Origin of the sequence: Paenibacillus sp. RC73 (assembly GCF_044908085.1) — a bacterium.
Taxonomy (GTDB): domain Bacteria; phylum Bacillota; class Bacilli; order Paenibacillales; family Paenibacillaceae; genus Paenibacillus; species Paenibacillus terrae_A.
This window is the reverse complement of record NZ_JBIYCV010000020.1, coordinates 1-25,629: the sequence shown is the minus strand read 5'-3', so window position 1 is coordinate 25,629 and position 25,629 is coordinate 1. Positions and strand designations below refer to the sequence as shown.

Annotated in this window: 21 protein-coding genes and 1 riboswitch; of the genes, 18 read left to right on the top strand and 3 right to left on the bottom strand. The window is 46.0% G+C overall.

From position 1 onward, the window contains the following. The first annotated feature begins 23 nt into the window (after positions 1-23). From ABH897_RS26490 to ABH897_RS26460, 7 genes are all read left to right on the top strand, one after another. Positions 24-1,577 carry an ABC-F family ATP-binding cassette domain-containing protein gene (locus ABH897_RS26490; RefSeq protein ID WP_283652095.1) on the top strand — a complete coding sequence of 518 codons (1,554 nt, stop codon included), beginning with the start codon at positions 24-26 and terminating at the stop codon, positions 1,575-1,577. Between the two features lie 88 nt (positions 1,578-1,665). Beyond that, positions 1,666-1,774: riboswitch (TPP riboswitch) on the top strand. Between the two features lie 281 nt (positions 1,775-2,055). Beyond that, positions 2,056-2,670: a thiamine phosphate synthase gene (locus tag ABH897_RS26485; RefSeq protein ID WP_283652094.1), complete on the top strand. Its 615-nt coding sequence runs from the start codon at positions 2,056-2,058 to the stop codon at positions 2,668-2,670. Positions 2,671-2,734: 64 nt separating this feature from the next. Then, entirely contained in the window at positions 2,735-3,883 is a 1,149-nt protein-coding gene (gene thiO / locus ABH897_RS26480) for a glycine oxidase ThiO (RefSeq protein WP_283652093.1), read from the top strand. Further along, complete coding sequence (gene thiS, locus ABH897_RS26475; protein WP_283652092.1) at positions 3,880-4,083, top strand: sulfur carrier protein ThiS; 204 nt, start codon at positions 3,880-3,882, stop codon at positions 4,081-4,083. The genes thiO and thiS overlap by 4 nt, the downstream gene beginning before the upstream one ends. 2 nt (positions 4,084-4,085) lie before the next feature. After that, positions 4,086-4,853: a thiazole synthase gene (locus tag ABH897_RS26470; RefSeq protein ID WP_283652091.1), complete on the top strand. Its 768-nt coding sequence runs from the start codon at positions 4,086-4,088 to the stop codon at positions 4,851-4,853. After that, positions 4,850-5,908: a ThiF family adenylyltransferase gene (locus tag ABH897_RS26465; RefSeq protein WP_404580423.1), complete on the top strand. Its 1,059-nt coding sequence runs from the start codon at positions 4,850-4,852 to the stop codon at positions 5,906-5,908. The genes ABH897_RS26470 and ABH897_RS26465 overlap by 4 nt, the downstream gene beginning before the upstream one ends. A 143-nt stretch (positions 5,909-6,051) precedes the next feature. Next, entirely contained in the window at positions 6,052-6,747 is a 696-nt protein-coding gene (locus tag ABH897_RS26460; protein ID WP_404520199.1) for a response regulator transcription factor, read from the top strand. A 69-nt stretch (positions 6,748-6,816) separates the two neighbouring features. On the opposite strand, the gene ABH897_RS26455 is transcribed toward ABH897_RS26460, so the two are convergent. Further along, positions 6,817-7,317 (bottom strand): C40 family peptidase, encoded by a 501-nt coding sequence (locus ABH897_RS26455; RefSeq protein ID WP_283652088.1) that lies wholly within the window; start codon positions 7,315-7,317, stop codon positions 6,817-6,819. Between the two features lie 281 nt (positions 7,318-7,598). Continuing rightward, a complete protein-coding gene (locus ABH897_RS26450; protein ID WP_283652087.1) occupies positions 7,599-8,240 on the bottom strand; it encodes a thiamine diphosphokinase in 642 nt (213 codons plus the stop codon). Between the two features lie 149 nt (positions 8,241-8,389). Here ABH897_RS26450 and ABH897_RS26445 point away from each other — a divergent pair, with 149 nt between their 5' ends. After that, positions 8,390-8,854 (top strand): low molecular weight protein-tyrosine-phosphatase, encoded by a 465-nt coding sequence (locus ABH897_RS26445; protein WP_404580422.1) that lies wholly within the window; start codon positions 8,390-8,392, stop codon positions 8,852-8,854. A 156-nt stretch (positions 8,855-9,010) separates the two neighbouring features. Here ABH897_RS26445 and ABH897_RS26440 read toward each other — a convergent pair whose 3' ends face one another. Next, positions 9,011-9,745, bottom strand: coding sequence for an alpha/beta hydrolase (locus ABH897_RS26440; RefSeq protein WP_044648253.1), 735 nt, complete (start codon positions 9,743-9,745; stop codon positions 9,011-9,013). A gap of 255 nt (positions 9,746-10,000) precedes the next feature. Between ABH897_RS26440 and pdhA the strand changes: the two genes are divergently transcribed. The 10 genes from pdhA to ABH897_RS26390 all read left to right on the top strand — a co-directional run. Further along, entirely contained in the window at positions 10,001-11,068 is a 1,068-nt protein-coding gene (gene pdhA / locus ABH897_RS26435; RefSeq protein WP_283652084.1) for a pyruvate dehydrogenase (acetyl-transferring) E1 component subunit alpha, read from the top strand. Positions 11,069-11,178: 110 nt separating this feature from the next. Beyond that, positions 11,179-12,159: an alpha-ketoacid dehydrogenase subunit beta gene (locus ABH897_RS26430; protein ID WP_014281492.1), complete on the top strand. Its 981-nt coding sequence runs from the start codon at positions 11,179-11,181 to the stop codon at positions 12,157-12,159. Between the two features lie 34 nt (positions 12,160-12,193). Beyond that, entirely contained in the window at positions 12,194-13,807 is a 1,614-nt protein-coding gene (locus ABH897_RS26425) for a 2-oxo acid dehydrogenase subunit E2 (protein WP_404592916.1), read from the top strand. Positions 13,808-13,810: 3 nt separating this feature from the next. Further along, positions 13,811-15,232 (top strand): dihydrolipoyl dehydrogenase, encoded by a 1,422-nt coding sequence (lpdA, locus tag ABH897_RS26420; protein ID WP_404520196.1) that lies wholly within the window; start codon positions 13,811-13,813, stop codon positions 15,230-15,232. A gap of 328 nt (positions 15,233-15,560) precedes the next feature. Beyond that, positions 15,561-16,355 (top strand): thymidylate synthase, encoded by a 795-nt coding sequence (gene thyA / locus ABH897_RS26415; protein ID WP_283652081.1) that lies wholly within the window; start codon positions 15,561-15,563, stop codon positions 16,353-16,355. Between the two features lie 19 nt (positions 16,356-16,374). Next, positions 16,375-16,863, top strand: coding sequence for a dihydrofolate reductase (locus tag ABH897_RS26410; protein WP_404580417.1), 489 nt, complete (start codon positions 16,375-16,377; stop codon positions 16,861-16,863). A gap of 237 nt (positions 16,864-17,100) precedes the next feature. Then, positions 17,101-18,588, top strand: a complete 1,488-nt coding sequence (locus ABH897_RS26405) for a glutamate synthase subunit beta (protein WP_404580416.1) — start codon at positions 17,101-17,103, stop codon at positions 18,586-18,588. 658 nt (positions 18,589-19,246) lie between these two features. Continuing rightward, positions 19,247-21,634 carry a type IA DNA topoisomerase gene (locus ABH897_RS26400; RefSeq protein WP_404592915.1) on the top strand — a complete coding sequence of 796 codons (2,388 nt, stop codon included), beginning with the start codon at positions 19,247-19,249 and terminating at the stop codon, positions 21,632-21,634. 360 nt (positions 21,635-21,994) lie between these two features. After that, positions 21,995-23,005, top strand: coding sequence for an aldo/keto reductase (locus ABH897_RS26395; RefSeq protein ID WP_404520189.1), 1,011 nt, complete (start codon positions 21,995-21,997; stop codon positions 23,003-23,005). An 837-nt stretch (positions 23,006-23,842) separates the two neighbouring features. Next, a partial coding sequence (locus ABH897_RS26390) for a condensation domain-containing protein (protein WP_404592914.1) occupies positions 23,843-25,629 on the top strand: 1,787 nt, incomplete at its 3' end.

The window sequence follows — 25,629 nt, the reverse complement described above, 5'->3', positions numbered from 1 at the left end:
CAATAAGGAGCCAAAAACAGCTTATGAGTTTATTGACTGTAGAAAATGTATCCCATAACTTTGGGGACCGCGCATTGTTTAAAAATGTATCCTTCCGATTGCTTGGAGGGGAACGTGTAGGTTTGGTGGGAGCCAATGGTGTTGGTAAATCGACACTGATGAACATCCTGACCGGAAAATTGCTTAAGGATGAAGGCAAAGTGGAATGGACTCCACGTGTACGTTATGGGTATTTGGATCAGCACACCAAGCTGACACCTGGTAAAACGGTGCGGGATGTACTGAAGGACGCCTTTCTCCCATTGTTGGAATTGGAAAAGGAAATGATGCAGATCACTGACAAGATGGGGGAAGCTTCTCCTGAAGAACTGGAAGTGCTGCTGGAACAGATGGGTGAAATTCAGGAACAACTGGATATGGGGGATTTTTATCTCATCGATGTGAAGGTTGAAGAAATGGCGAATGGATTGGGCCTTTCCGCAATAGGACTGGAGCGGGATGTTTCCGCACTTAGCGGTGGACAACGGACGAAGGTCCTACTTGCCAAGCTGCTATTGGAAAAGCCGAATGTGTTGCTACTGGATGAGCCTACCAACTATTTGGATGTAGAGCATATTGAATGGCTTACACGTTATCTGAAGGATTATCCATATGCGTTTATTCTTATTTCTCATGATACTGAGTTTATGAATCAGGTCGTTAATGTCATCTATCATCTTGAATTTGCCAAGCTGACCCGTTATTCAGCCAACTATGAAAAGTTCCTTGAAATGGCAGACCTGAACAAAAGCCAGCATATTGAAGCTTATGAGAAGCAGCAGGATTTTATTAAGAAACAGGAAGATTTCATTCAACGCAATAAGGCGCGCGCCTCTACGTCAGGTCGGGCGAAGAGTCGTGAGAAGCAGCTTGATCGAATCGAGCGCATCGATAAACCGGAAGAAGCGGCTAAGCCAACATTCCAATTTAAAGAAGCACGTGCGAGTGGGAAAACGGTGTTTGAGGGTATTGATTTTGAAATTGGCTACACCCATGCCCTGTTGCCTAAAATGTCCATGACGATTGAACGCGGCGATAAAATTGCGATTGTGGGCTACAATGGTGTCGGTAAATCGACATTGCTCAAAACCATTCTGGGAAAAATTCCGCCGATCAGCGGCAAGACCTATCAAGGGGATTTCTTGCAGCCAGCTTATTTTGAGCAAGAGGTACGAGCAGAGAAAGTTACACCGATTGAGGATGTGTGGAATGAATTCCCGCACTTGAACCAGCATGAAGTACGGGCGCATTTGGCGCGTTGCGGTTTGAAAAATGAGCATATCACCCGTCCGCTATCCGCGCTCAGTGGTGGTGAGCAGGCCAAAGTCCGCCTATGCAAACTGCTAATGCGGGAAAGCAATTGGGTGCTTTTCGATGAGCCTACCAATCACTTGGACATCAAAGCAAAGGATGAGTTGAAACGTGCCTTGAAGGAATACAAAGGAACGGTGCTGCTCGTATCTCACGAACCGGACTTTTATGAGGATTGGGTAACCAAAACGTGGAATGTGGAAGAATGGACAAGTAAAGTCAACTAAATATCCAGTTCTGTACCAAGCTTCACAAGAAGCAGGGTTTGCAGGATTAGGAAATTATGCTAAGCTATCTTTAGCTGATACAATAAAATAGTTACACTAGGGGAGCCGCCCATGCGGCTGAGACGGAATAAACGGATTTCGGACCCTTTGCACCTGATCTGGGTTATGCCAGCGTAGGGAAGTGAGCGCCGTACAAACGAGGTAACGAATTTATTACTTTGTTTGTATGTGGGACGATATACGTATACGGATATAATGATCCGTTTGGTTATTGGACGTACGTTAAACCACTTCCTTCGGGAAGTGGTTTTTTTGCGTTTTCGTTCTTGTTCATATATTCGTATTCATATACCGTACCCCTTCATTTTTTTGCTGGTAAACGTGGTTAGTCCATAACGTATAGCACGATATGAGACTGTAAAGATACAGGGTCAGCTTACAACCATTTAGTCCATTGTGAGGTGAGAATAAGATCGAATTGCACGTAATTACGATGGAAGGCGATTTTAGTGCACATGCACATACTGCCCAAGTGGCTGCTGCTATTCATCCGTATGTTCATTATGTACACGTGCGCTTGAAGCAGAAGGGCGCATCTGAATTGCTTGCTTTAACCCGCAGTATGGTGAATCGAGGAGTTCCTTTACAGCAAATTGCAGTAAATGACCGGGTGGATGTTGCTTTGCTTACCTCCGTTGGAGCTATCCAGCTACCGGCTAACGGATTACCTGTTGCAGCTGTCAAAAGCTTACTTTCAGAGGATATGCGCTGTGGGGTGTCGGTGCATTCCTTGGAGGAGGCACAGGCTGCCGAACGGGCAGGAGCGCATTATGTACTCTATGGCCATGTGTATGAGACTCACTGCAAGCCTGGTGTTACTCCGCGAGGTATAGCACAGCTTGAGCGCATATGCAGGCTGCTGAACATTCCTGTGATTGCTCTAGGCGGCATACAACCACGCCATATTCACGAGCTGTATACTGCGGGTGCAAGCGGAATTGCGGTGATGTCCGGCATCTGGGAGGCTGAGTCCCCCGTTGCGGCTGCGATGGCGTACAAGCGAATGGTGGATCGGGTAGTGCACAGCATGTAGTGGTGAAATGAAAGTAGGAGATCGCTGCAAGCAGAATCGTTAGTGGAGAGGAGAGATGGAACATATGCCAGAGATAAAAACAGAGGTACAAGCTATTGGACACGCTGAATGCTTGGTGATTGGTGGAGGTGTCATCGGTAGTTCCATTGCTTATCATGTGGCCAAGGAGGGTCGCAGTACGATATTGGTGGAACGATTCATTCCGGGCGGGGGAGCCTCAGGGGCTGCGGTTGGGATGCTGGCAGCAGAGAGTGAAGAATTCACCGACCCTGAATTGGCACAGTTCGCTCGCACAAGCCGGGATGCATTTCCCGAGCTGGTTCGTGACCTAGAGCGTTTGTCTGGTGTTTCGGTGGAATTCCGTACAGAAGGATTTGTGACTCCCTTCCGTTCGGAAGCAGAGGGGCAAAAACGCTGGAATGCGGCTATTGCGCAAGAGGTTGATCATCCTGTGTGGTGGGATGCCAGAGAATTGGCTCGCCGAATTCCAGGTTTGGATGGTCAAGTGATCGGGGCTATATACCGATCAAAGGAGACACAGATTTCTCCTGCCCAGCTTTGTCGTGCTTATACGGGGGCAGCTGTCGTACTGGGAGCAACAATATGCTCTGGTACACAGGCGGAGCAACTTGTAGTACAGCATGGGCGAGTTTGCGGCGTACAAACAGACAGTGGCTTTTTTTCCTGTGATCAGGTCATTATTGCTGGAGGCTTGGATAGTATGAGACTGCTGGAGCAGGTCGGTTTTGAATATCCGCTTTATCCGGTCAAGGGTGAGGCTGTTTCAGTCTCCTTGAAGGAACATCCGTTGGAATATACCCTTTACGCCGATGATATTTACTTAGTGCCCAAGCGGAACAACGAGCTTTGGATTGGAGCGACGAGTCTGCCGCATCAGTTTGACAAAGAGGTGAGCATTGGAAGCCTGGAGGGGCTGCTGGCCCGTGCTTCTGCCTGGTTGCCTCGCGTCCGTGAAGCTTCTTTTATATGCACTTGGGCGGGCTTGCGTCCGCAGGCAGTGGCGGGGCGTCCTTGTATTGGGCCTGTTCCCGGCGTAGAAGGAGTATATGCCGCGGTCGGGCATTACCGGAACGGTGTGTTGCTGAGTGAAGCTACCGGGCGTGCGATAGCAGCTCTGTTAAAAGGGGCTAGTGTGGCTGAGCTTGGAATAAGCGGCTTTTCTCCTGAACGTATAAAGGAGGCGAGCGAATGAAGCTGACGATTAACGGTCAGAACATGACCTTTTCCAATCGGATCATTCATGTGGATCAACTGCTGAAAGAGCTGGATTTGAAAGTGAAAACTGTAGTGGTGGAGCTGAATCATCATATATTGACTCGTGAAGATCATGATGAAGCGGTACTGAAGGATGGAGACAGCTTGGAAATTGTACATTTTGTGGGAGGCGGTTAATCATGTTAACGATTGGTAAAGCATCTTTTACGTCAAGGCTGTTATTGGGTACAGGAAAATTCCCTGATCTGGATATTCAATCCAAAGCTGTGGAAGCTGCGGAGACCGAAATATTAACATTTGCCGTGCGAAGATTAAATTTGGAGGAACGGGATAAGCAACATTTTCTGGATACACTGGATTTGAGTCGTTATGCGCTGCTTCCCAATACGGCAGGAGCGACAACGGCGGATGAGGCAGTGCGTATCGCTAAGCTGGCGAGAGCCTCAGGTCTGTGCGACATGATTAAGGTGGAGGTCATTGGGGATAGCAAGACATTGCTGCCTGATCCTTTTGAAACACTCAAGGCCAGTGAAAAACTGCTGGAGGAAGGTTTTATCGTGCTGCCCTACATATCGGATGATGTGATTCTAGCCAAAAGGCTGCAAAAGCTTGGCGTACATGCTGTTATGCCTGGAGCTTCACCCATTGGTACAGGACGCGGCCTGCTAAACCCATTCTCATTGGAACTTATTATTGAACAAGCGGAGGTTCCGGTTATCGTCGATGCCGGCATTCGCTCACCTGGAGATGCAGCAATGGCGATGCAACTGGGGGCAGATGCCGTGCTGTTGAATACAGCTGTATCAGGAGCTCAGGACCCTGTGAAAATGGCTGAGGCGATGAAGCTGGCTGTTCGCGCGGGCAGATACGGCTTTGAGGCGGGCCTGATTCCTGTAAAACGTTATGCATCTGCAAGTAGCCCGACAGAAGGCTTGGTTCAGGCATGAAGGCGACTGAAAAAGCTGGTGTACAAGTACAACCAAGTGATCGCTATTCCAGACAGGAAAGATTCGCCCCTTTCGGGCCGGAAGGACAACGCCGACTAGCTTCGTCCCACGTACTGATCATAGGCGCTGGAGCGCTGGGTACCGGAATTGCGGAAACGCTCGTTCGCGGAGGCGTAGGCACTGTGACCATCGCAGACCGGGATTATGTGGAGTGGAGTAACTTGCAGCGCCAGCAGCTTTTTCAGGAGAGTGACGCCGCAGAGAGGTGTCCCAAAGCAGTAGCTGCCCAGCGAAGACTAAAGGAAATCAGTTCGGAAACGATCATACACGCACATGTACTGGATGTTGGAGTAGAGGAATTGGAGGAGCTGATTCAGGGAGTAGACCTCATTATGGATGCCACCGACAACTTTGATACCCGGCTACTTATGAACGATATGGCACAAAAGCATCGCATTCCCTGGATTTATGGGGGATGTGTTGGCAGCTATGGGGTAACGTATACTATTTTACCAGGGAAAACACCTTGTCTTCATTGTCTGCTTGGAGCTGTACCGTTCGGCGGTGAAACCTGTGATACCGTAGGGATCATTCCACAGGCGGTGCAGATGGTTACGGCCAACCAGACCACGGAAGCTTTCAAGCTACTCGGCGGATATCCTGATGATCTCAGGGGAAAGCTGCTTTCGTTTGATCTGTGGAAAAATGAGTATGTAGCGATAACAGTGGATAGCGCCAAAAAAACGGATTGTCCTTCTTGCGGTAGCCACCCGACGTATCCGTATTTGTCGGCAGCTCATCGCCAGAAAACAGATGTGCTGTGCGGCAGGGATACCGTTCAAATTAGACCAGCAGAGTCGATACAGGTGAATCTTAAAGAAACAGCAGACAGGCTGGCTTCTTTGGAAGAGGGAACAGTGGAGCACAATCCGTTTCTGGTTTCTTTTAGTGTAGGGACGCACCGTTTGGTTATTTTTGAAGATGGGAGAGCATTAATACACGGAACAAAAGACGTCACAGAAGCAAGGAAAATCTATCACCGCTATTTAGGCTAAACCGTAAAAGCAGGAAGTCTTCCTTCGTGGAATGATTTCACTGCTTTTTTGTTACAATATAATAAATAGGTTCGAATCGTTTGTATCAAATACGTCTGTATCCATATTGCAGTCCTATGTCCAAACACAGGTGGGTGAGAAGAATGAACCCGTTAATTTTACTCGTGGATGGGAATGAAGCATCTGCTACTACGTATACACGTCAGTTGGAGCAGGAAAGCTATCAGGTGGTTAACGCCCGCAATATAGCGGAGGGAAAGTCTTATTTAGACGAGAATTCTGTGAATTTGCTGCTTCTGAATATGGATAATGAGCAGCCTGATACACAAGGCTTGATCCGTACCATGCAACAAAATGATCCCACTGTTCCAATATTCATAATGACCTCATCAGATGATGAGAACCATATTGTTTCCTGTTTTGAGCAGGGGGCACACGATGTGATTGTCCAACCCTTTTCCCCTAGAGTGTTTCAAGCCAGAGTGGCTAATTTATTGCGGATTTTTGGTGCTGCACGTGTTGTGAAAAGGCCGATACAGGCGGGTGATTTACATATTGATAGTGGAAGCAGACTGGTAAACAGAGGCGGGCAGAAGCTGGAATTAACTCCGAAGGAATTTGATCTTTTGCTTCACCTGGCTATACATCTTAATCAGGTTTGCAGCAGGCAGCAAATTTTGAAGGATGTTTGGAAGCATGATTATATTGTAGATACGAACGTAGTGGACGTGTATATCAGGCATTTGAGAGTCAAGGTAGACAAAGGGCAAAGATTCAAAATGATTCGCACGCAACGAGGTATCGGCTATTCACTCAGAACACCCCCGGAAGCAGAGTAGTATAGTATTGGAAAATATAAAAAAGCCGAGACCCTGTGTCCCGGCTTGAATACGTTAATCAAATGAATGCTACAGCACGCGGCGTGCTTTGATGTATGTTCTTTTCCAGTTGCCGGAATTCAAATCGGAGAGTGTAACGCCCGGTTTACCGTATGTGTGTAAAATTTTACCTCCGCCTGCATAGACCGCTACATGTGTAATGTTGCGACCTGTGGCGCGACTACCGCTCGAAAAGAACACAAGGTCACCCTTTTTCAGATTGGACTTGGATACGGCATGTCCAACATTCGATTGTGCAACAGAGGTGCGAGGCAAGTCAACGCCGTATTTCTGAAATATGTGCTTCATGAAGGAAGAGCAATCAAAATTGCGTGTAGTGCTTGTGGAAGCTCCAAATTTGTAAGGAGTCCCCATATAGTTTTCACCGTAGTTAATTATTTTTTGACCTACAGAAGTAGTAGCGGTGGCAGCTTGAGCCGTATTTGTTCCCTCTAATGCAAACGTTCCAAAGCCGATAGTAGCTGCCATTCCTGTGATAATTGCCTTTTTTATGATTTTATGCATGTTCATGTTGTAAGTACCTCCAGAAATTGATTTGTGCAATATTTTGCTGAGTTGCTAACTAACTTACAGCGTTGAGTATAACAGCTTTAAAGTCGCCTAATAGTTGGAAAAGCACGCTCAAATGCTTGAGGGACAAGGCTTACAAGCCAATTATTAAAAAACGATTAAAAATTACAATTTGTAAAAAATATCGAATCTCAAAAATCGGAATACATGATAAAAACTCTTGATTATCAAGGGTTTCAAACGAAAAAAGTTCTTTTTCAAAGGTTACAATAATGTAATAATTAATCTTTGCTTTGGATCACAAGCAGCAGTCCACTTTCGATGGAAATCGTTCCTTTTGGAGCGATCAGCTGGTTGCTGACACCGCGCGATTGTCCCATTTTAAGTGTGGCATTATGCAGTGGGTACATGAATCCATCCAGTTCTATACCGGTTACTTCGGCAGTCATAGGAATTAGCGATGTATATGTATAGCCCATAGGCTCAATCTCCAGCGTTGATCCAGTGAGTTCAATATAGTTATGGGCGTCCATAATGGCACAGCCTATATGATGTTGCATCGCACGTACCAATATTTGAACATTAGCCAGAGTATGATCCATCCGCGTACCCGTAACGCCAAGCATAAGCACATGCTCTGCCTGCTCATCCATGGCAATTTCCAGAGCAAGCTCTGTATCTGTCAGGTCCTTGAGTACCGGATCGCACGAAAGCATACGTTTACTTGCAGATTCAACCCGTGACTTTTCCTCAGGTGTTACTGAATCAAAGTCTCCTACAGATACGTGTGGCGTAATGCCGTGTTCGATCAGGAAAAGGGCGCCTTTATCTGCACCAATAATGAAATCCCCGGGTTGTATTTGTTGTAGCTCTTCCTCGCCAAGACGACCGCCGGAAAATACAATTGCGCGCTTCTTCGTCATATCCAACATCCTTTCTTCTGCCATACGTCTACATAGCTCATCAGCTTTTAAGTATAACGCGTTAAATATGGCTTGCACAATTTTGGAGGGCATAGCTACAATGGAACAGGAAAAAGGAATTGTAATGTGTAATTAGGAAGGAGAGCGAAATGATTAACGTTTTGTTTGTGTGTTTGGGTAATATTTGCCGTTCCCCTATGGGGGAGGCGGTACTGAGACATAAAGCGCAGGAACGGGGACTAGATGCGAAAATTCGGGTAGACTCGGCAGGAACAGGAGACTGGCATATCGGAAATCCCCCGCATGAGGGAACGCTAAAGCAACTCAAGCTGCACGGAATTAGTGAACAAGGTATACAGGCGCGACAGATGAAAGGCCATGATTTTGAAGCGTTTGATTATATTGTGTGTATGGATGATTCCAATGAACGAAACATACGCAAACTCGCGGGCGGAGCGGAGGCTGACATTTTAAAATTCATGGACCTGCTGCCACAAGAAAAGCTGAGAGAAGTACCGGACCCGTATTTTACCGGGAATTTTGAAGAAACATACCGATTAATGGACGCGGGTTGCAATGCCTTGCTGGACAAAATCATAGAAGAAAAGCTATAATGTGAACGACAGAAGACGGCAAAAAATGCCGTTTTTCGTTACAATTTTGAAAGCGTATCCAACATGCGGAGAAAAAAGAGGAAAGAGCATAATGACCTAATCTGGTCAACAAATGCCCAATCCCCGGTAATCTCTGTAGCTTTGGAAAAGCTTCACTCAGGCGCGATCTAAAAAATACATTAGCGCGTCAGGCAGCTCATTTTGCCAAAAGCCCCACAAATGCTTGCCGTCCTTTTCTCGATAGGAAACCTCGGCGTTCCGCTCGCGCAGCAAATCAGCGCATTGGCGGTTAAGCTCTACAAAATTGTAAATGCCGGTGTCGCTCTCAAACGCATCTTCTTGAAGACCAACCGTCATCCACACCCGCAGATGGGACAGATCACGCTCACGAGCGATAATTTCTTGTGAAGCTTCATAGTAAGCACCGGACAGGCTGATAATACGATTGAACAGTTGGGGATATAGCAAGGCTAAATGCAGAGACACACTGCCCCCTAGTGAATCTCCAGCCAGAATCCGGGACGATGCATCTCTTCTTATAGGATACTTCTGTTCCACATAGGGAATAATCTCTTCTGCAAAACAGGCGGTATACGCCTCAAAGCGATTGCCGAAGGGAGCATACTCCTGAGTTCTGATTTTCGTGTTGACTTCAACGCCGACGATGATGAAAGGCTCAACGCCTTCGTCCAGAATGAGACGGTTTGCCTGTGTTGCTATACGGCCAAAATTGAAAAATTCCTCTCCGTCCTGACAGTACACAACCGGATAGCTCAAAATTTCATTATAGCCGGGCGGTAAATAAATACGGAGTGTTCTGGTTTCGCCAAGAAAGCGGCTGTTTATTTCGTCTTTTAGGATGGTTCGTTTCAAATACCGGGAATCCGTCATTATTTGTCACCTTTCTGGGGTATAATTTTGCATTCGGGATCACAATAAGTTAAGATTACCCTGATTGCAATAGATGTTTAAAATTTCAATCATGTACTAAGCTGTTATAGTAAAAAGTGTTACCTGTTACATACACAAAAATGTGGCGAACTCAAAAAAAATAACTAAATCTTTGACGCAAGCGATATAACAGGTGTATAATAATCCTATAACAGCGGAACTTGATATTCAAATTTTTTTGTTGAGGTGAAGAAAATGAGCAAGGTTCCTTATGAAGTGTACACAGAGGAAGTTGAGGCTCTGTCCGTGCTTTCTCCGGATGGTGAAATTATCAATAAAGATAAATTGCCTGAACTTACAGATGATCAGTTGAAAGAAATTATGTATCGCATGGTATTTACACGTACTTGGGATGATCGTGCCGTTAACTTGGGTCGTCAAGGACGTCTCGGCTTCTACGCTCCGGTATCCGGACAAGAAGCAACAATGATTGGTAGTGAATATGCACTCCAAAAAGAAGACTTTATTGCCCCAGGCTACCGCGATATTCCGCAAATCGTTTGGCATGGCCTGCCATTATATCAAGCATTCCTGTATTCCCGTGGTCATCAACATGGTGGCCAAGTGCCGGACGGTGTTAATGTATTGATGCCGCAAATCATCATCGGCGCGCAAATTTTGCACGCTATGGGTATTGCAATGGGATACAAACTGAAAAAACAAAAACAAGTCGCCATTACATATACAGGTGACGGCGGTTCTTCCGAAGGTGACTTCTACGAAGGCCTGAACTATGCTGGTGTATATAAGCTGCCAGTTATTTTCTTTGTGCAAAACAATGGCTACGCAATCACAACTCCATTTGCGAAGCAAACGGCTGCTCTTTCGATCGCTCACAAAGCGATTGCTGCCGGTATCAAAGGCGTGAAAATCGACGGAATGGACGTACTCGCAGTTATCAAGGCTGTTCAAGAAGCTGCTGAACGCGGACGTAACGGCGAAGGCGCGACGTTGATCGAAGCTGTAACTTACCGTTTCCGTCCACATTCCCTGTCTGACGATGCAAGTAAGTATCGTTCGAAAGAAGAAGAAGGCGAATGGAATGCGAAAGATCCGATTGCCCGTTTTGCGAAATATCTTGAGAAAAAAGGTCTTTGGACTGAAGAAGATACAGCACGCGTAAAAGAAGAAGCTAAAGCGAAAGTGAACGAAGAGATCAAAAAAGCCGAGAAAACAGAAAAAATGACCATTTCTGGCCTGATCGACAGCATGTTCGAATCTACGCCTAAGCATCTGGAAGAACAAAAAGCTGATTTTAAATAATTGAGCTTGAAATAAATCAGAGAGACCGGGTGGGATCCCGATCCGGTCTCTCTTTCAATTGGACCTGAACTGAAACTGATCTGTCAATGTTTAAGGAGGAAATGAAGCAAATGGCACAAATGAACATGAAAGAAGCGATTCGTGACGCACTGCGCGTAGAGTTGAAACGCGACCCTAACGTCCTGCTTTTCGGTGAAGATGTAGGTCATGTAGGCGGTGTATTCCGCGCAACAGAAGGTCTGCAAAAAGAGTTTGGCGAAGAACGTGTATTTGATACTCCGTTGGCGGAATCCGCAATCGGGGGTCTTGCTGTGGGTCTGGGTGTCCAAGGATTCCGCCCTGTAGCTGAAATCCAGTTCGTAGGCTTTATCTTTGAAGCACTCGACCAAATGGCGATTCAAGCATCCCGTATGCGCTATCGTTCCGGTGGACGTTACAATTCTCCAATCGTATTCCGTACGCCTTTTGGCGGCGGGGTTAAAGCGGCTGAGCTGCATACAGATTCCCTGGAAGGACTTCTGGCTCAAACACCGGGTATCAAGGTTGTTGTCCCTTCCAATCCTTACGATGCAAAAGGTCTGATGATCGCGGCTATTCGCGATAACGATCCAGTATTTTTCATGGAGCATTTGAACTTGTACCATGCATTCCGCGCTGAAGTTCCTGAGGATGATTACACAGTTGAGCTGGGTAAAGCGAACGTAGTTCGTGAAGGTTCCGATGTTACAATCATCACTTATGGTTTGATGGTACACACTTCTGTCAAAGCTGCTGATGAACTGGAAAAAACAAAAGGTATTAAAGTCGAAATTATTGACCTGCGTACCGTTAGCCCAATTGACATTGATACAATCGTGGCTTCCATTCAAAAAACAAATCGTGCCATCGTTGTTCAAGAAGCGCAAAAGAGCTCTGGCGTAGCTGCTGAAGTGATTGCACAAATTAACGAAAAAGCAATTCTGCATCTGGAAGCACCAGTTCTGCGTGTGGCAGGTCCAGATACCGTTTATCCTTTTGCTCAAATTGAAGATACTTGGTTGCCAACGCCAACACGTATCATTGATGCGGTTAATAAAGTACTGGAATTTTAATTAAAGCACACCGTAAATTTGGGAGGTTTTAAACGTGGCTAAATTTGAATATAAATTCCCGGAGCTGGGTGAAGGTCTTCACGAAGGCGAAATCATCAAGATGCACATCAAGCCCGGCGACAAAGTAACAGATGAAGATATCATCATGGAAGTACAAAATGACAAGGCTGTAGTTGAAGTTCCATGTCCGGTCAATGGTACGGTTCAAGAAGTATTTGCCAAAGACGGAGACGTCTTTAACATAGGTCAAATCGTAGCTGTAATTGATGCAGAAGGTGAACTTCCTGAACAGGAAGAAGCACCGGAAGCACCAGCTGCTAGCTCTGAGCCGAGTGCTGCTGCACAAGGCGGGGCTGCAGGTACAGCTAGATTTGAATATAAATTCCCGGAGCTGGGCGAAGGTCTTCACGAAGGCGAAATCATCAAGATGCACATCAAGCCCGGCGATAAAGTAACAGATGAAGATATCATTATGGAAGTACAAAACGACAAGGCTGTAGTTGAAGTTCCATGTCCGGTCAATGGTACGGTTCAAGAAGTATTTGCCAAAGACGGGGACATCTTTAACGTAGGTCAAGTTGTGGCAGTAATTGCTGCAGAGGGTGAGCTTCCTGAACAAGAAGAAGCACCGGCTGCCGCTAAACAAGAACAGGATGCTGCACAAGGCGGAGCTAACACAAAACCAGCTGCAACTCCTGCTGCAACAAACAAAGACGTGCTGGCTACTCCTAGCGTACGCAAATTTGCACGTGAGCAAGGTGTAAACATCGCTCAAGTGAGTGGATCTGGAAAAAATGGTAAAATCACTAAAGAAGATGTAGAAGCCTTCAAAAATGGTGGAGGCCAAGCGGCTGCACCAGCAGCGAAAGAAACTGCAAAAGCACAAGAGCCAGCTAAAAAAGAAGCGAAAGCTGCAGCGCCATCTGCACCAGCAGCAGATCCGCGTGCTGAGGAAGATCGCGTACCATTTAAAGGTATCCGCAAAGCGATTTCCAACGCTATGGTTAAATCGGCTTACACAGCTCCACACGTTACGATTATGGACGAAGTGGACGTAACCGAGCTGGTTGCTTTCCGTACTCGTATGAAACCAATCGCTGAGAAGAAAGGCACGAAAGTAACATACCTGCCATTCATCGTAAAAGCATTGGTTGCAGCTTCCCGTCAATTCCCGGCTCTGAATGCCTCGATCGACGAAGAAGCAAACGAAATCGTCTACAAAAAATACTACAACATCGGTATTGCTACAGATACAGACAACGGTCTGATCGTTCCTGTAATTAAAGATGCTGACCGTAAGAGCATCTGGATGATCGCTGATTCCATTCGTGATCTGGCTGTACGCGGTCGTGATGGTAAACTGGCTGCCAATGAGATGAGAGGAAGCACAATTTCTATCTCTAACATCGGTTCCGCAGGCGGTATGTTCTTTACTCCAATCATCAACTTCCCTGAAGTTGCGATCTTGGGAACTGGCCGTATCAGTGAAAAAGCAGTCGTGAAAAACGGTGAAATTGTTGCTGCTCCTGTAATGGCTCTTTCCTTGAGCTTTGACCACCGTATTATTGACGGTGCAACTGCTCAAAACTTCATGAACTATATCAAACAGCTGCTCGCTAACCCTGAGTTGCTTGTTATGGAGGTGTAATCAATGGTAGTAGGAGACGCTTCTCTGGATATTGACACATTGGTTATCGGTGCGGGTCCTGGCGGCTATGTAGCTGCTATCCGTGCTGCACAATTGGGACAAAGCGTATTGATCGTTGACCAATCGGAGTTGGGCGGTGTCTGTTTGAACCGTGGATGTATTCCTTCCAAAGCTTTGATCTCTGCAGCTCATCAATACGAAGCTGCCCAACACGGCGAGTCTTTTGGTATTACTGCTGAGAACGTAAAAGTTGACTTTGCTAAAACACAAGAATTCAAAAACAGTGTTGTTAAGAAAATGACTGGCGGCGTAAGCGGTCTGCTCAAAGGCAACAAAGTTGAAGTTTTCAATGGTGAGTGCATGTTCATCAACGAAAACGAAGCGCGTGTATTCAACGAACATGAATCACCACGCTACCGTTTTAAAAATGCGATTATCGCAACAGGTTCCCGTCCAATCGAATTGAAACCATTCCCATTCGGCGGACGTATTCTGTCTTCTACAGAAGCGTTGAACCTGCCTGAAATTCCAAAAAGCCTGATCGTAATTGGCGGTGGATACATTGGTGCAGAGCTTGGACAAATGTACTCCAAATTCGGTTCCAAAGTAACAATCATTGAAGGTATGGATACCGTTCTTCCTGGCTTCGACAAGGATATGACTTCGATCGTAGCGAAGAGCATGAAGAAAACTGGTATTGAAATCTTCACTGGCGCTAAAGCGGAAAGTGCAGAGCAAACAGATAAAGACGTAACGGTGAAATTCTCCGTTAACGGCGAAAGCAAAGAAGTAACTGCTGATTACCTGCTTGTGACCGTTGGACGTCGTCCAAACACGGACGGTGAACTGGGTCTGGATATGATCGGTGTAGAACTGGATGAGCGCGGACTGGTGAAAGTTGACCACCAAGGACGCACTAGCATTCCTCATATCTTTGCAATCGGCGATATCGTTGCTGGTCTTGCTCTGGCTCACAAAGCTTCTTACGAAGGTAAAGTGGCTGCTGAAGCGATCGCAGGCGAACCGTCTGTAGTAGACTACAAATGTATTCCGGCTGTTGTTTTCACAGATCCAGAATGCTCCAGCGTAGGCTACACTGAGACACAAGCCAAAGAAAAAGGCCACAATGTCAAAGTTGGCAAGTTCTCTTATGGAGCAAACGGTCGTGCCGTTTCCCTGAACGCTACTGAAGGCTTTGTTAAAATCGTAGCTGACGCAGACACAGGTCTGGTACTGGGTACGCAAATCGTAGGTCTGGAAGCTTCCAACCTTATTGCTGAGCTGGGTCTGGCGATTGAAATGGGTGCTACACTCGAAGATATCTCCTTGACTATTCATGCTCACCCTACATTGGGCGAAATCGTTATGGAAGCAGCGGAAGTCGTGCTGGGTCATCCGATCCATGCATTGGCACCACGTCGCTAATCCCAATTCATTATCTTGTTTTTGATTTTCATACATGGAAAGAGAGGCAAGGAGCGCTATATCTGCGTTCTTTGCCTCTTTTTTTCATATTTTAGGATTTTCAGGACGACGATGAAAATTCACACAGTGGATAGTCAATAATGCGTAGTCCATGATAAACTAAATATAGATATGGGTGCAGAATAGCAGGTCTTTTCTAGATTAGAATTTGACGCTGCGGGCTTTGGAATACTGGATGCTGTTCGTTAACGTGAAACGGTTTTACGTTCAGTTACGTCCAGATTTTATGAATACTGGTGTTTATTCATGCTTAAAGGAGAGAAATAAAGTGCGCAATTACTTGGAACTGCTGGAGGATATATTGGAGAATGGAGTGAAAAAAGAGGACCGTACAGGGACGGGAACACTTTCTGTTTTCGGAAGACAGCTCCGCTTTGATCTGGCCAAGGGCTTTCCCTTGATGACAACTAAAAGAGTACATTTGAAATCCGTTATCCATGAGTTGCTGTGGTTCTTGCGGGGAGATACTAACATTTCTTACCTCAAAGAGAACGGGGTTACCATTTGGGACGAATGGGCAGATGAGCAGGGGAATCTGGGCCCTGTGTATGGCTCACAATGGCGTGCGTGGGAAACAACAGACGGACAACATATCGACCAGATTACAAATGTCATTGAAGCGATTAAAAACAACCCGGATTCCCGACGACATATCGTCAGTGCCTGGAATGTGGCTGAAATCGATTCAATGAAGCTCCCGCCATGCCATTTCGTATTTCAGTTTTATGTGGCCGGAGGGAAGCTTTCCTGCATGCTGACCATGCGCTCAGTCGATACCTTCCTTGGCCTTCCTTTCAATATCGCCAGTTATGCATTGCTAACGCATATGGTTGCACAGCAGTGTGGTTTGGAGCCAGGCGAATTCATTTGGTCAGGCGGCGATGTGCATATTTATTCAAATCATATGCAACAAGTGCATACGCAGCTAGAGCGTGATCCTTATCCATTGCCTCAGCTCAAAATCCTTCGTAAACCGGATTCGATATTTGATTATACGTACGAGGACTTTGCTTTTGAGAACTATGAATATCATCCGGGTATCAAGGCGCCTGTCGCTATCTGATTTGGGGGAGCTGTGAGTTATGAGCATTTCGATGATATGGGCTATGGCACAAAACGGCGTCATTGGCCGGGATAACAGTCTTCCTTGGCGCCTGCCGAGAGATATGACATTTTTCAAGGAGCAGACCATCGGTAAAACCGTACTCATGGGGCGCAAGACATGGGAATCCTTTGGTGGAAAAAGCCTGCCTATACGGCGTAACGTTATTTTGACCCGCGATCAGAGCTATCTGGCGGAGGGCGCAGAAGTGATCCATTCTCTGGAAGCAGGTCTCCAATTGGCGGCGCAGGGAGAACTGATGATCATCGGCGGCGCAGAGATTTATTCACTGTTCTGGACACATGCTGATCGGCTAATCGTTACCAGAATTGATGAGAATTTCGAGGGAGATACGACTTTTCCTGAGCTGGATTGGAACGGCTGGAATGTAGTCAGTGAAACTCCCGGTGTCAAGGATGAAAGAAACCCGTACGACTACCGTTTTGTCGTTTACGAGAGGACGAAGTAAGATTGGATACATTTGACCTCGCTCATTTGAAAAATTAATGAACCATATAAAAAATCCTTTTGGCTGTTGATGCAGAAAGTTGCATAAGTTTTCATTACTTTTGTGCTGTATTGTGATACAATAAATCAAATTCAACGAGAATAGACCCTTTCATGATACAAACAGACAAATTCGAATTTAGCTCAAATTCTGAATGGATGAACGGGGTTCATAAGCGAAGAGATGGGGGAACGTAACATGTCTACACCAACTGGATTTATGGAATACACACGACAGCTTCCTACAGATCGGGATCCGGCAGAGCGTATTAAGGATTGGGAAGAATTCCATAAGCATATGTCCGAAGAAGAGCTGCGTACCCAAGGGGCACGTTGTATGGACTGCGGAACTCCTTATTGTCATACGGGAATGGACATTATGGGGGCGACTTTGGGCTGCCCGGTTCATAATCTTATTCCAGAATGGAACAATCTCGTATATCGCGGTTTGTGGAAGGAAGCACTGGATCGGCTACACAAAACAAATAATTTCCCGGAATTTACTGGGCGTGTCTGTCCTGCTCCTTGTGAAGGCTCCTGTACGGTCGGCCTGATCGGGCAATCTGTTACGATTAAGACGATTGAGGAAGCTATTATCGAAAAAGGCTTTGAGGAAGGCTGGATTGTCCCTAATCCGCCTGAAAAGCGTACAGGCAGACGGGTAGCTATTGTCGGCTCGGGTCCCGCAGGACTGGCTGCTGCTGCGCAGCTTAACAAAGCAGGACACAGCGTAACCGTGTATGAGCGTGCGGATCGTGTTGGCGGGCTGCTGATGTATGGCATCCCTTCCATGAAGCTGGACAAAAAGGTTGTTCAGCGTCGTGTGGATTTACTGGAGGCGGAGGGCATTCAGTTCATTACGAATACAGAGATCGGAAAGGATATTCCTACCGATCAGCTGATTGCTGAGTATGATGCGGTTGTACTGTGCGGTGGCTCTACGAAGCCGAGAGAATTCAATATTGAAGGTAGCGATTTGAATGGCGTTCATTATGCGATGGATTATTTGAATGGTACCATCAAGAGCTACCTGGATTCCAATCTGGAAGATGGCAACTATTTGTCCTCTCAAGGTAAGGATGTTATTGTGATCGGTGGTGGTGACACAGGTTCGGATTGTGTAGCTACTTCTTTACGTCATGGCTGTCGAAGCGTCACTCAATTTGGCACACATGCCAAAGCTCCTTTGGAACGTGACCCAATTGCCAATCCTTGGCCACAATTTCCAAACGTGTACTCTCTCGATTATGCACAGCAGGAAGCGAAGGCGATATTCGGGGAAGATCCGCGTGAGTTCTCCATCATGACAACGAAGTTTGTAGGTGATGAGAACGGTAATTTGAAAGAGCTACACACGATTCAAATTCAGCGTATTGTCGATGAAACGGGGCGTAAAATCTATCAGCCGGTTCCGGGTACGGAGCGTGTATTCCCGGCACAGATTGCTCTCATTGCTATTGGATTCGACGGTCCTGAGCAAACGATTGTTGAGCAAATTGGTTTGGAAACTGATCGTCGTTCCAATGTTAAAGCACGTTACGGGAAATATGTTACGAATGTAGATAAGGTTTTTGCTGCTGGTGATATGCGCCGCGGGCAAAGCCTTGTTGTGTGGGCCATTAATGAAGGTCGGGAAGCCGCACGTGAGGTCGATAAATACCTGATGGGCGCTACCGTTTTGGTGTAAATATAAGTTATCCAGTCAAAGCTCCATCCTCGGATGGGGCTTTGTTGCGTTTAAAGGACTAGCGTGCTCAGGTTTGTAAAATGCGAATGGATAACCATTGAATTACGAGATTTTTCTAAAACATTATTTGTTATCATTGTATGTAAAGGATTGTGAATTTAATGTTATATAATATGACTTATAAAATATTTTCCAAATCTCTAAGTCTGTTTTATACAGCGATCATAACATATAACAGGAATGAAGTGTAGCTTTTTTATTGAACAATGAAATTATTTTGCGGAAATAATCAAAAAAACGTTTTATGTGTTATATATAATCACATAAATATAACTCTCGTGGTTATGTGGGGAGTGATTTTAGATGAAAATTCATTTAAAACATCATCCTTTATAGCTCTTACATAGACCTTATAGATAATGACAGTAACTATTAACGTTACAAGGTTTCGTAAATCATCACCTGAGAGAATGATGGTATCTATGGTATAATACACGTATATTGTTGGAGCGCTAGACCAAGTGAATGGACAAAGGAGCTTTCGCCGGGAGAAGGCTCCTTTTGCATGAGGCCCTGCCTGTATTTCATTTACCTTTCGTTTATTACGTGTGAGTCAGGGAAGGGAAGCAGAAGGCCGTCAGGAAGGAATGGAATATGAATGAAGACGTTAATTATTGCTGAAAAACCGGATATGGGACGCACTATTGCGGCTGTTATGGAGCCGAGGGCCAAAAATAACCGTACCTATCTGGAGGGGGAGAAATACATTGTAACTTGGGCGATCGGTCATTTGCTGGGTCTCGCTGAGCCGGATGCATACGATGCCAAATACAAACGCTGGAATATTAAAGATCTTCCCATTATCCCCGAGCAGTTTAAAATTGTACCGAATCCGAAAACAAAAGATCAGCTGAAAATAATTGGTGAGCTGGCCAAACGCTGTAATGCAATCGTGAATGCTTGTGATGCGGGGCGAGAGGGGCAATATATTTTTGCCTTGATTCAACAGCAGTTAAAGCTGCGTCAGCCGGTCAAGCGACTATGGATCTCAGATTTAACGGCGGAGAGTATTGCAGTAGGCTTTGAACGCTTGCGAGATGCATCGGAGTTTGAGTTTCTAACTCAGGCTGCGCGGGCACGAAGTGAAGCAGACTGGTTGATCGGTATGAATGCTTCCAGAGCCTTTACAACACGGCATAACGCGTTACTGTCGGTCGGACGGGTGCAGACTCCTGTACTGGCATTGATTCATGACCGGGAAAAGGAAATTGAGGCGTTTCAGTCTCAAACCTTTTATGACGTGTGGGCAGAGTTTAAGCAAGATCAAACCAAGTATAAAGGTGCGTGGCAAGGAGATCGGTTGACCAAGCCGGAAGAAGCTGAGGCGATAGCAGCGGCAGTTCGCGGAAAAACAGGTGAAATCACAAAATATGATGTGAAGCAGACGAAGGAATATCCTTTCAAGCTGTACGATTTGACACTGCTTCAACGTGAGGCGAATGCCAAGTATAGTTATTCAGCCAAAAAAACGCTGGATGTTGCACAAGCGCTCTATGAGCGGCATAAGGTCATTTCCTATCCGCGTACCAATTCCAACTATGTAACGGAGCAAAATATAGACGGCATGCACAAGGCGCTTCGTATGCTGGGCACAGGTCCTTATTCTGATCTGGTACAGCAAGCGAACCCCAATTTGGTCCATAAACAGAATAAAGCTGTCTGCAATCCAGCCCGTGTTGAGGATCACCATGCTATATTGCCTACGCTGAAAAGACCGGGAACGCTCAGCAAGGAGGAACAAAATGTATATGACCTGATCATCCGCAGGTTTTTGTCACATTTCTTCCCGCCTGCCGAATATAAAATGCATACTGTGATGACCCAAGTGGACAAGCATTTGTTCAAAACAAGCATTAAGGAGCTTCTGTCCTTGGGCTGGAAAGTAGTTTTGAGCAAGGCTGATCAGGATAAAGGCAAAAAGAGCAAAGCACCGAAGAAAGAGGAAGAAGAGGAAACAGACGAATGGACGGACAAAAAGTTTGAGATTGATGCAGGCCGTCCGGTGGATTGTATTCGCGCCGAGATGAAAGAAAAGGTGACACAGCCGCCTAAAAGCTACACAGAGGGCACATTGCTAAAAGCAATGGAGAGCGCAGGCAAGCAGATGGAGAACGAGGAATTACGTGAGGTCATGAAGGATGCTGGATTAGGTACACCTGCGACACGTGCCGCCACCATTGAACGTTTGAAGAAGGTCGGCTATATTGAAATGAAAGGCAAAAAGATTCTCATTACGGATAAGGGGAAAATGGCAATTGACCTGATCCGCAACGCGGGGGTCGACCTGCTAGCTTCGCCGGAGATGACAGGACAATGGGAACGCCGTCTGCATCAAATTTCAAAGGGAGAAGCTGCCCAGGAAAAGTTTATGGATAACGTTAAAAAGTTTACGTTATCCATTATTGACAAGGTGAGGCAGCAACCACCGGCTCCAGCAAACGCTTTTGGCGAGGAAGCGAGGGGCAAGCGTACGGGTAGTAAGGGAGCCACCCGTAGTGGAGGCGCAAGCGGAAGCATCACCACCCAAAGGGCTGCACGCGCTCCGTCACGGCGTACCAACAACTCGGGCGGAGCATCGTCACTGGAGCAAGTGCCATCGGGCGCAGGAGGGCGTACTGCGGCTGCATCGGGTTCAGCTGGGAGTAGTTCAAGCGCGAGAGCAGCGCGAGCTTCGTCCGCCGAGCCGTCGGGCACTTCGCCGGGCCAAAGGCAGGCTTTAGGCAGCTGCCCGCGGTCGAATTGTGGCGGGAGCATTATCGAAGGCCGCAAAGGATATGGATGCAGCAACTACAAGCAGGGCTGCGGCTTTGTCGTCTGGAAGGAATATGCTGGCAAGCAGATTACGGAAACGATGCTCAAGTCTCTGTTGACGAAGGGGCAGACACAGCTGCTATCTTTTAAGCGTAAAGATGAATCGACCGTCAAAGCAAGAATTGTTCTGAATGAACCAGGTACAGGGCAGCTTAGCGTTCGTGAGGAAAACTGATACAGGTACAGAGTATGATTTTCGACAGATTGAAAAAGAAGGCCTTTTTAGCTGTCATCAGATGATTTCTGAATTCATCAGGAGTCATCTTTTTTTATGTTCCGTACCCCAAAATTACCCATAACAGATGCTTGTATAACATTTTATTAAACATTTGTAAGCTTCCAACCGATAAAACAAATAAGGGTTATGCAAAAGTATTTTTTCTAGGTAGTTTATAAAGCGAACTCTATGCATAGCGTTCAAAAAACTTCCCTTAGCGGACTGTGCAAATCAGGAAGTAAAGTTGTGTTATGTGTTTAAAACGTGAACGCGATCGCTTCACATGAAAACTTTTTTAAAGGAGATGATGGAAGGATCGTGGAAGAGAAAACGGTAAATGTAGCAGGCTCACTGCAATTACGCAAGCTGGGCAACTCGGATTTAAAGCTGTCACCGCTTGGGCTTGGGTGCTGGCAGTTCAGCAATGGAAAAGGGATAGTCGGGAAATTCTGGCCGGTGCTGCGGCGGGAGGATATACGGCAAATCGTACAGACCAGTTTAGAAGGTGGAATTAATTGGTTTGATACCGCTGAAGCATACGGTGGCGGACAGTCTGAACAGCTACTGGCGGGCACGCTGAATGAGATCGGAGGACCGCTCGCAGAACAGGCGAATATCGCTACGAAATGGTGGCCGGCCTTTCGCACCGCAGGCAGTATCACAGCAACGATTGATGAACGTATTCGCCATTTGGATCAACGGACAATTCACCTCTACCAGGTGCATTCGCCTTACTCCTTTGCTTCGGTTGGCGCCGTGATGAATGCGATGGCTAAACTGGTTGGGCAAGGAAAGATTAAATATGTGGGCGTAAGCAACTTTTCCGCGCAACAAATACGTGAATCCGATCGTGTGCTGCGTGAGCACGGCCTTCGCCTAGTTTCGAATCAAGTGAAATACAGCCTACTCGACCGGAGAATCGAACAGAACGGAATTCTGGATACGGCCAAAGAGCTCGGCGTGGCAATCATCGCATACTCTCCGTTAATGCAGGGGATCTTAAGTGGAAAATTCCATAAAAATCCTTCTCTGGTCAAGTCGATCAAGGGCCCGCGCAAGTGGACGGCGGCATTCCGGGATTCGGGGCTGCGGAGATCGAAGCCGCTGATTGAAACATTGGAACAGCTGGCTCAACAATATAATGTGACGCCAACGCAGATTGCCCTGAATTGGCTGATTAACGCTCATGGAGAGGACGTATTTGCGATACCTGGGGCTTCAAAAGTACATCATGCCGAGGAAAATGTGAAGGCGATGCAGTTTACCTTGACAGCCGGTGAGATTGAGATGGTCAGCCACGTTTCCAACCAGGTGCTGAGATCGAAGTAATCGTCGCTAAAACACTGGAATATTTCGTTGGGTAATGAACTTCGCCGATACGCTGTCTAACACCACCATGACTAGGGTGATATCGTCCATGTGCGCTCCTAGACGCCTGGTTGACACGAATGCTTCGTTCACAGGCGGAGGGGGGTTCCCTCTTGTTTTCCTGGTTTGATTTTGGCTTTCTCCTAAAAACGTTGGAAAAAGCACGTTTTACTCTTCCGAAGTTACACTCCAACTGTCAGTCACTCCCCGTGTACACTCACGTCGCTATTTTCGGCGAAACGTCGAATGCGAGAGAAGCTTTGGAACGTCATTTTGTCGTAACCTCATAGAATGTCGCTTGTGAAAACACAGATATTAAAAACTTAGAACTAATTGACAAAATGAGATATTTTTCATATTATACAATTAATTTGATATATGTATCAATATTAGGGTGTATACTAGGCGGATCACATATCCATCATTTAGAAAAGCTAAGCCGCTAAAGTTGTGCAGGTTGGTATCTCTGAATCTTGGGAGGGGGGGGATGAGAGGAATTTAGTGGCTCGATATAATGTTTTAATCAGCATCTAACAACGTATTGTGAATATTTATAAAAATAAAACGTTTCGAAAATTCAACCGAACTGATAACAAAGCTTGCTGCATTTTGGTGCTAAGGAACCTAAAGGTGTGGATACAGCGACAGATCATACTTACTTTTTTTGGCACAACCGGGTGAAGTCTGCTGTCTGTTCCTGTGCTTTTATATGGGAACAGGCTTCTTTTATTTGTAGCGGGAAATGACTGGGCATACGGAGTAGAACGCATGAAATGATTAACAACAGGAGGGAATTTTATGCAAACGAGCGTAATAAGTGTCAAGGAGTATCCGTTAAGTTCCTATCAGAAAGATATATGGTTCGAACAGTGCATGTACCCTGGGAAGCCCATTTACAATATTGGTGGGTATGTTGAGGTTAAAGGAAACCTGAATACCGCTATCATTAGCCAGTCCATGCAGTTGTTAATCAGACAAAATGATTCTCTGAGTGCCCGTTTTATTGATAAAAAGGGAGAGCCTTATTTAACATTTCTGCCGGAAGCTGACTATGAAGTTCCGTTTCATGATTTCTCGGTGAAGGAAAACCCAAACTCTTTTTGCATCAACTGGATGAAAAATGAGTTTTTAAAACCTTTTCAACCAGAGGACTGCTATTTTCAATTTGTTTTGTTGAAAGGTGCCCCGAACACATACTTCATTTTACTTAAAGTTCATCATTTGGTGATCGACGGATGGGGATTTGCTCTCTTAATCAGTCAAATGTTTGACAATTACAATAAATTGGTGCAAGGAATTGGCGAAATGAACAGAACGCTCTATTCCTATGCTGATTTTATTTCCGATAATCAGAATTATCTGAATTCTCCGGCCTTTTTAAAAGACAGGGCGTTCTGGCAGAACAAATATCTGACCATTCCCGAGCCTCTGTTTAGCAGAGGCATGGATATCGATGATGGTGACGGTGATTCCGTTTGGAGTGCTCGGCGAACCTTAACTATAAACAAGGCGTTATACAATCAAATGATTGAATTTTGCAAAGAGGAAGGATGCTCGTCGTTCCACTATTTTTTAGGCATACTGTTCCTGTATTTCAGCAAGATTTGCAATCGGACCGAAATGGTGATCGGCGTCCCGGTTTTTAATCGGAGCAAAGCGAAATATAAGCAGACTATGGGACATTTCGCCAACGTGCTGCCGCTGCGGATCAGCCCCGAGAAAGATATAAGCTTCAAAGAACTGATTAAGAGCATCAAACGTGAGCTTATGCAATGCTATCGACATCAGAAAATGTCTTTCGGTGAAATTTACCGGGCGGTTTACGAGAATAGCAATGAGAAAGGCAAACTGTTTGATATATCGCTTTCTTTCGAAGAACAGGAAACGAGAGAAGCATTGATCGGCGCAGCAAGCCGGATTGTAAGTATGCCGCATCATCATGAAAGAAATGCACTCAATCTCCTGATATGGGGACAAGAAGGTGAAGCGGATGTAGCCGTTAATTTTGACTATCAGATACAGGCTTTTGAAAGATTCATCCCCATTGAGAACGTTATCTCCCACTTTGAATATTTATTTGCTCAAGTCATGGAGCAAAGTGAAACTCTTATTTCGCAAATCGAAATCGTGCCAGAGGAAGAAAGGAGTACGCTAGTTCGCGGTTTTAACCATACGGAGGCGGAATATCCGAAGGATCAAACGATCCACGGGTTGTTTGAGAAACGAGCGGAGCAAAGAGCAGATCACCCGGCTTTAGTCTGGGGAGAGCAAACGCTGACCTACTGGGAGCTGAACGAGCAGGCGAATCAGCTGGCTACAGTCTTGAGAGAGCGGGGAGTGAAGCCAGATGATATCATCGCCATCATGGCGGAGCGTTCCATGGAAATGGTCATCGGCATCCTGGGAACACTCAAAGCGGGCGGAGCCTACCTGCCGATAGATCCGAATTATCCGGAGGAACGGATTCACTATATGCTGGAGGACAGCGGAGCGTCCATTTTACTGACGCAAAAGCATCTCCGGGACAAGCTCACCTATCACGGACCGATCATGGATTTGGATGGCGAAAGCCTAAGGCATATAGA

Coding starts and splice junctions, on each gene's coding strand:
- ABH897_RS26490 (WP_283652095.1), top strand. CDS start 24: ATGAGTTTATTGACTGTAGAAAATGTATCCCATAACTTTGGGGACCGC.
- thiO (WP_283652093.1), top strand. CDS start 2,735: ATGCCAGAGATAAAAACAGAGGTACAAGCTATTGGACACGCTGAATGC.
- thiS (WP_283652092.1), top strand. CDS start 3,880: ATGAAGCTGACGATTAACGGTCAGAACATGACCTTTTCCAATCGGATC.
- ABH897_RS26470 (WP_283652091.1), top strand. CDS start 4,086: ATGTTAACGATTGGTAAAGCATCTTTTACGTCAAGGCTGTTATTGGGT.
- ABH897_RS26465 (WP_404580423.1), top strand. CDS start 4,850: ATGAAGGCGACTGAAAAAGCTGGTGTACAAGTACAACCAAGTGATCGC.
- ABH897_RS26460 (WP_404520199.1), top strand. CDS start 6,052: ATGAACCCGTTAATTTTACTCGTGGATGGGAATGAAGCATCTGCTACT.
- ABH897_RS26455 (WP_283652088.1), bottom strand. CDS start 7,317: ATGAACATGCATAAAATCATAAAAAAGGCAATTATCACAGGAATGGCA.
- ABH897_RS26450 (WP_283652087.1), bottom strand. CDS start 8,240: ATGACGAAGAAGCGCGCAATTGTATTTTCCGGCGGTCGTCTTGGCGAG.
- ABH897_RS26445 (WP_404580422.1), top strand. CDS start 8,390: ATGATTAACGTTTTGTTTGTGTGTTTGGGTAATATTTGCCGTTCCCCT.
- ABH897_RS26440 (WP_044648253.1), bottom strand. CDS start 9,745: ATGACGGATTCCCGGTATTTGAAACGAACCATCCTAAAAGACGAAATA.
- pdhA (WP_283652084.1), top strand. CDS start 10,001: ATGAGCAAGGTTCCTTATGAAGTGTACACAGAGGAAGTTGAGGCTCTG.
- ABH897_RS26430 (WP_014281492.1), top strand. CDS start 11,179: ATGGCACAAATGAACATGAAAGAAGCGATTCGTGACGCACTGCGCGTA.
- lpdA (WP_404520196.1), top strand. CDS start 13,811: ATGGTAGTAGGAGACGCTTCTCTGGATATTGACACATTGGTTATCGGT.
- ABH897_RS26410 (WP_404580417.1), top strand. CDS start 16,375: ATGAGCATTTCGATGATATGGGCTATGGCACAAAACGGCGTCATTGGC.
- ABH897_RS26405 (WP_404580416.1), top strand. CDS start 17,101: ATGTCTACACCAACTGGATTTATGGAATACACACGACAGCTTCCTACA.
- ABH897_RS26400 (WP_404592915.1), top strand. CDS start 19,247: ATGAAGACGTTAATTATTGCTGAAAAACCGGATATGGGACGCACTATT.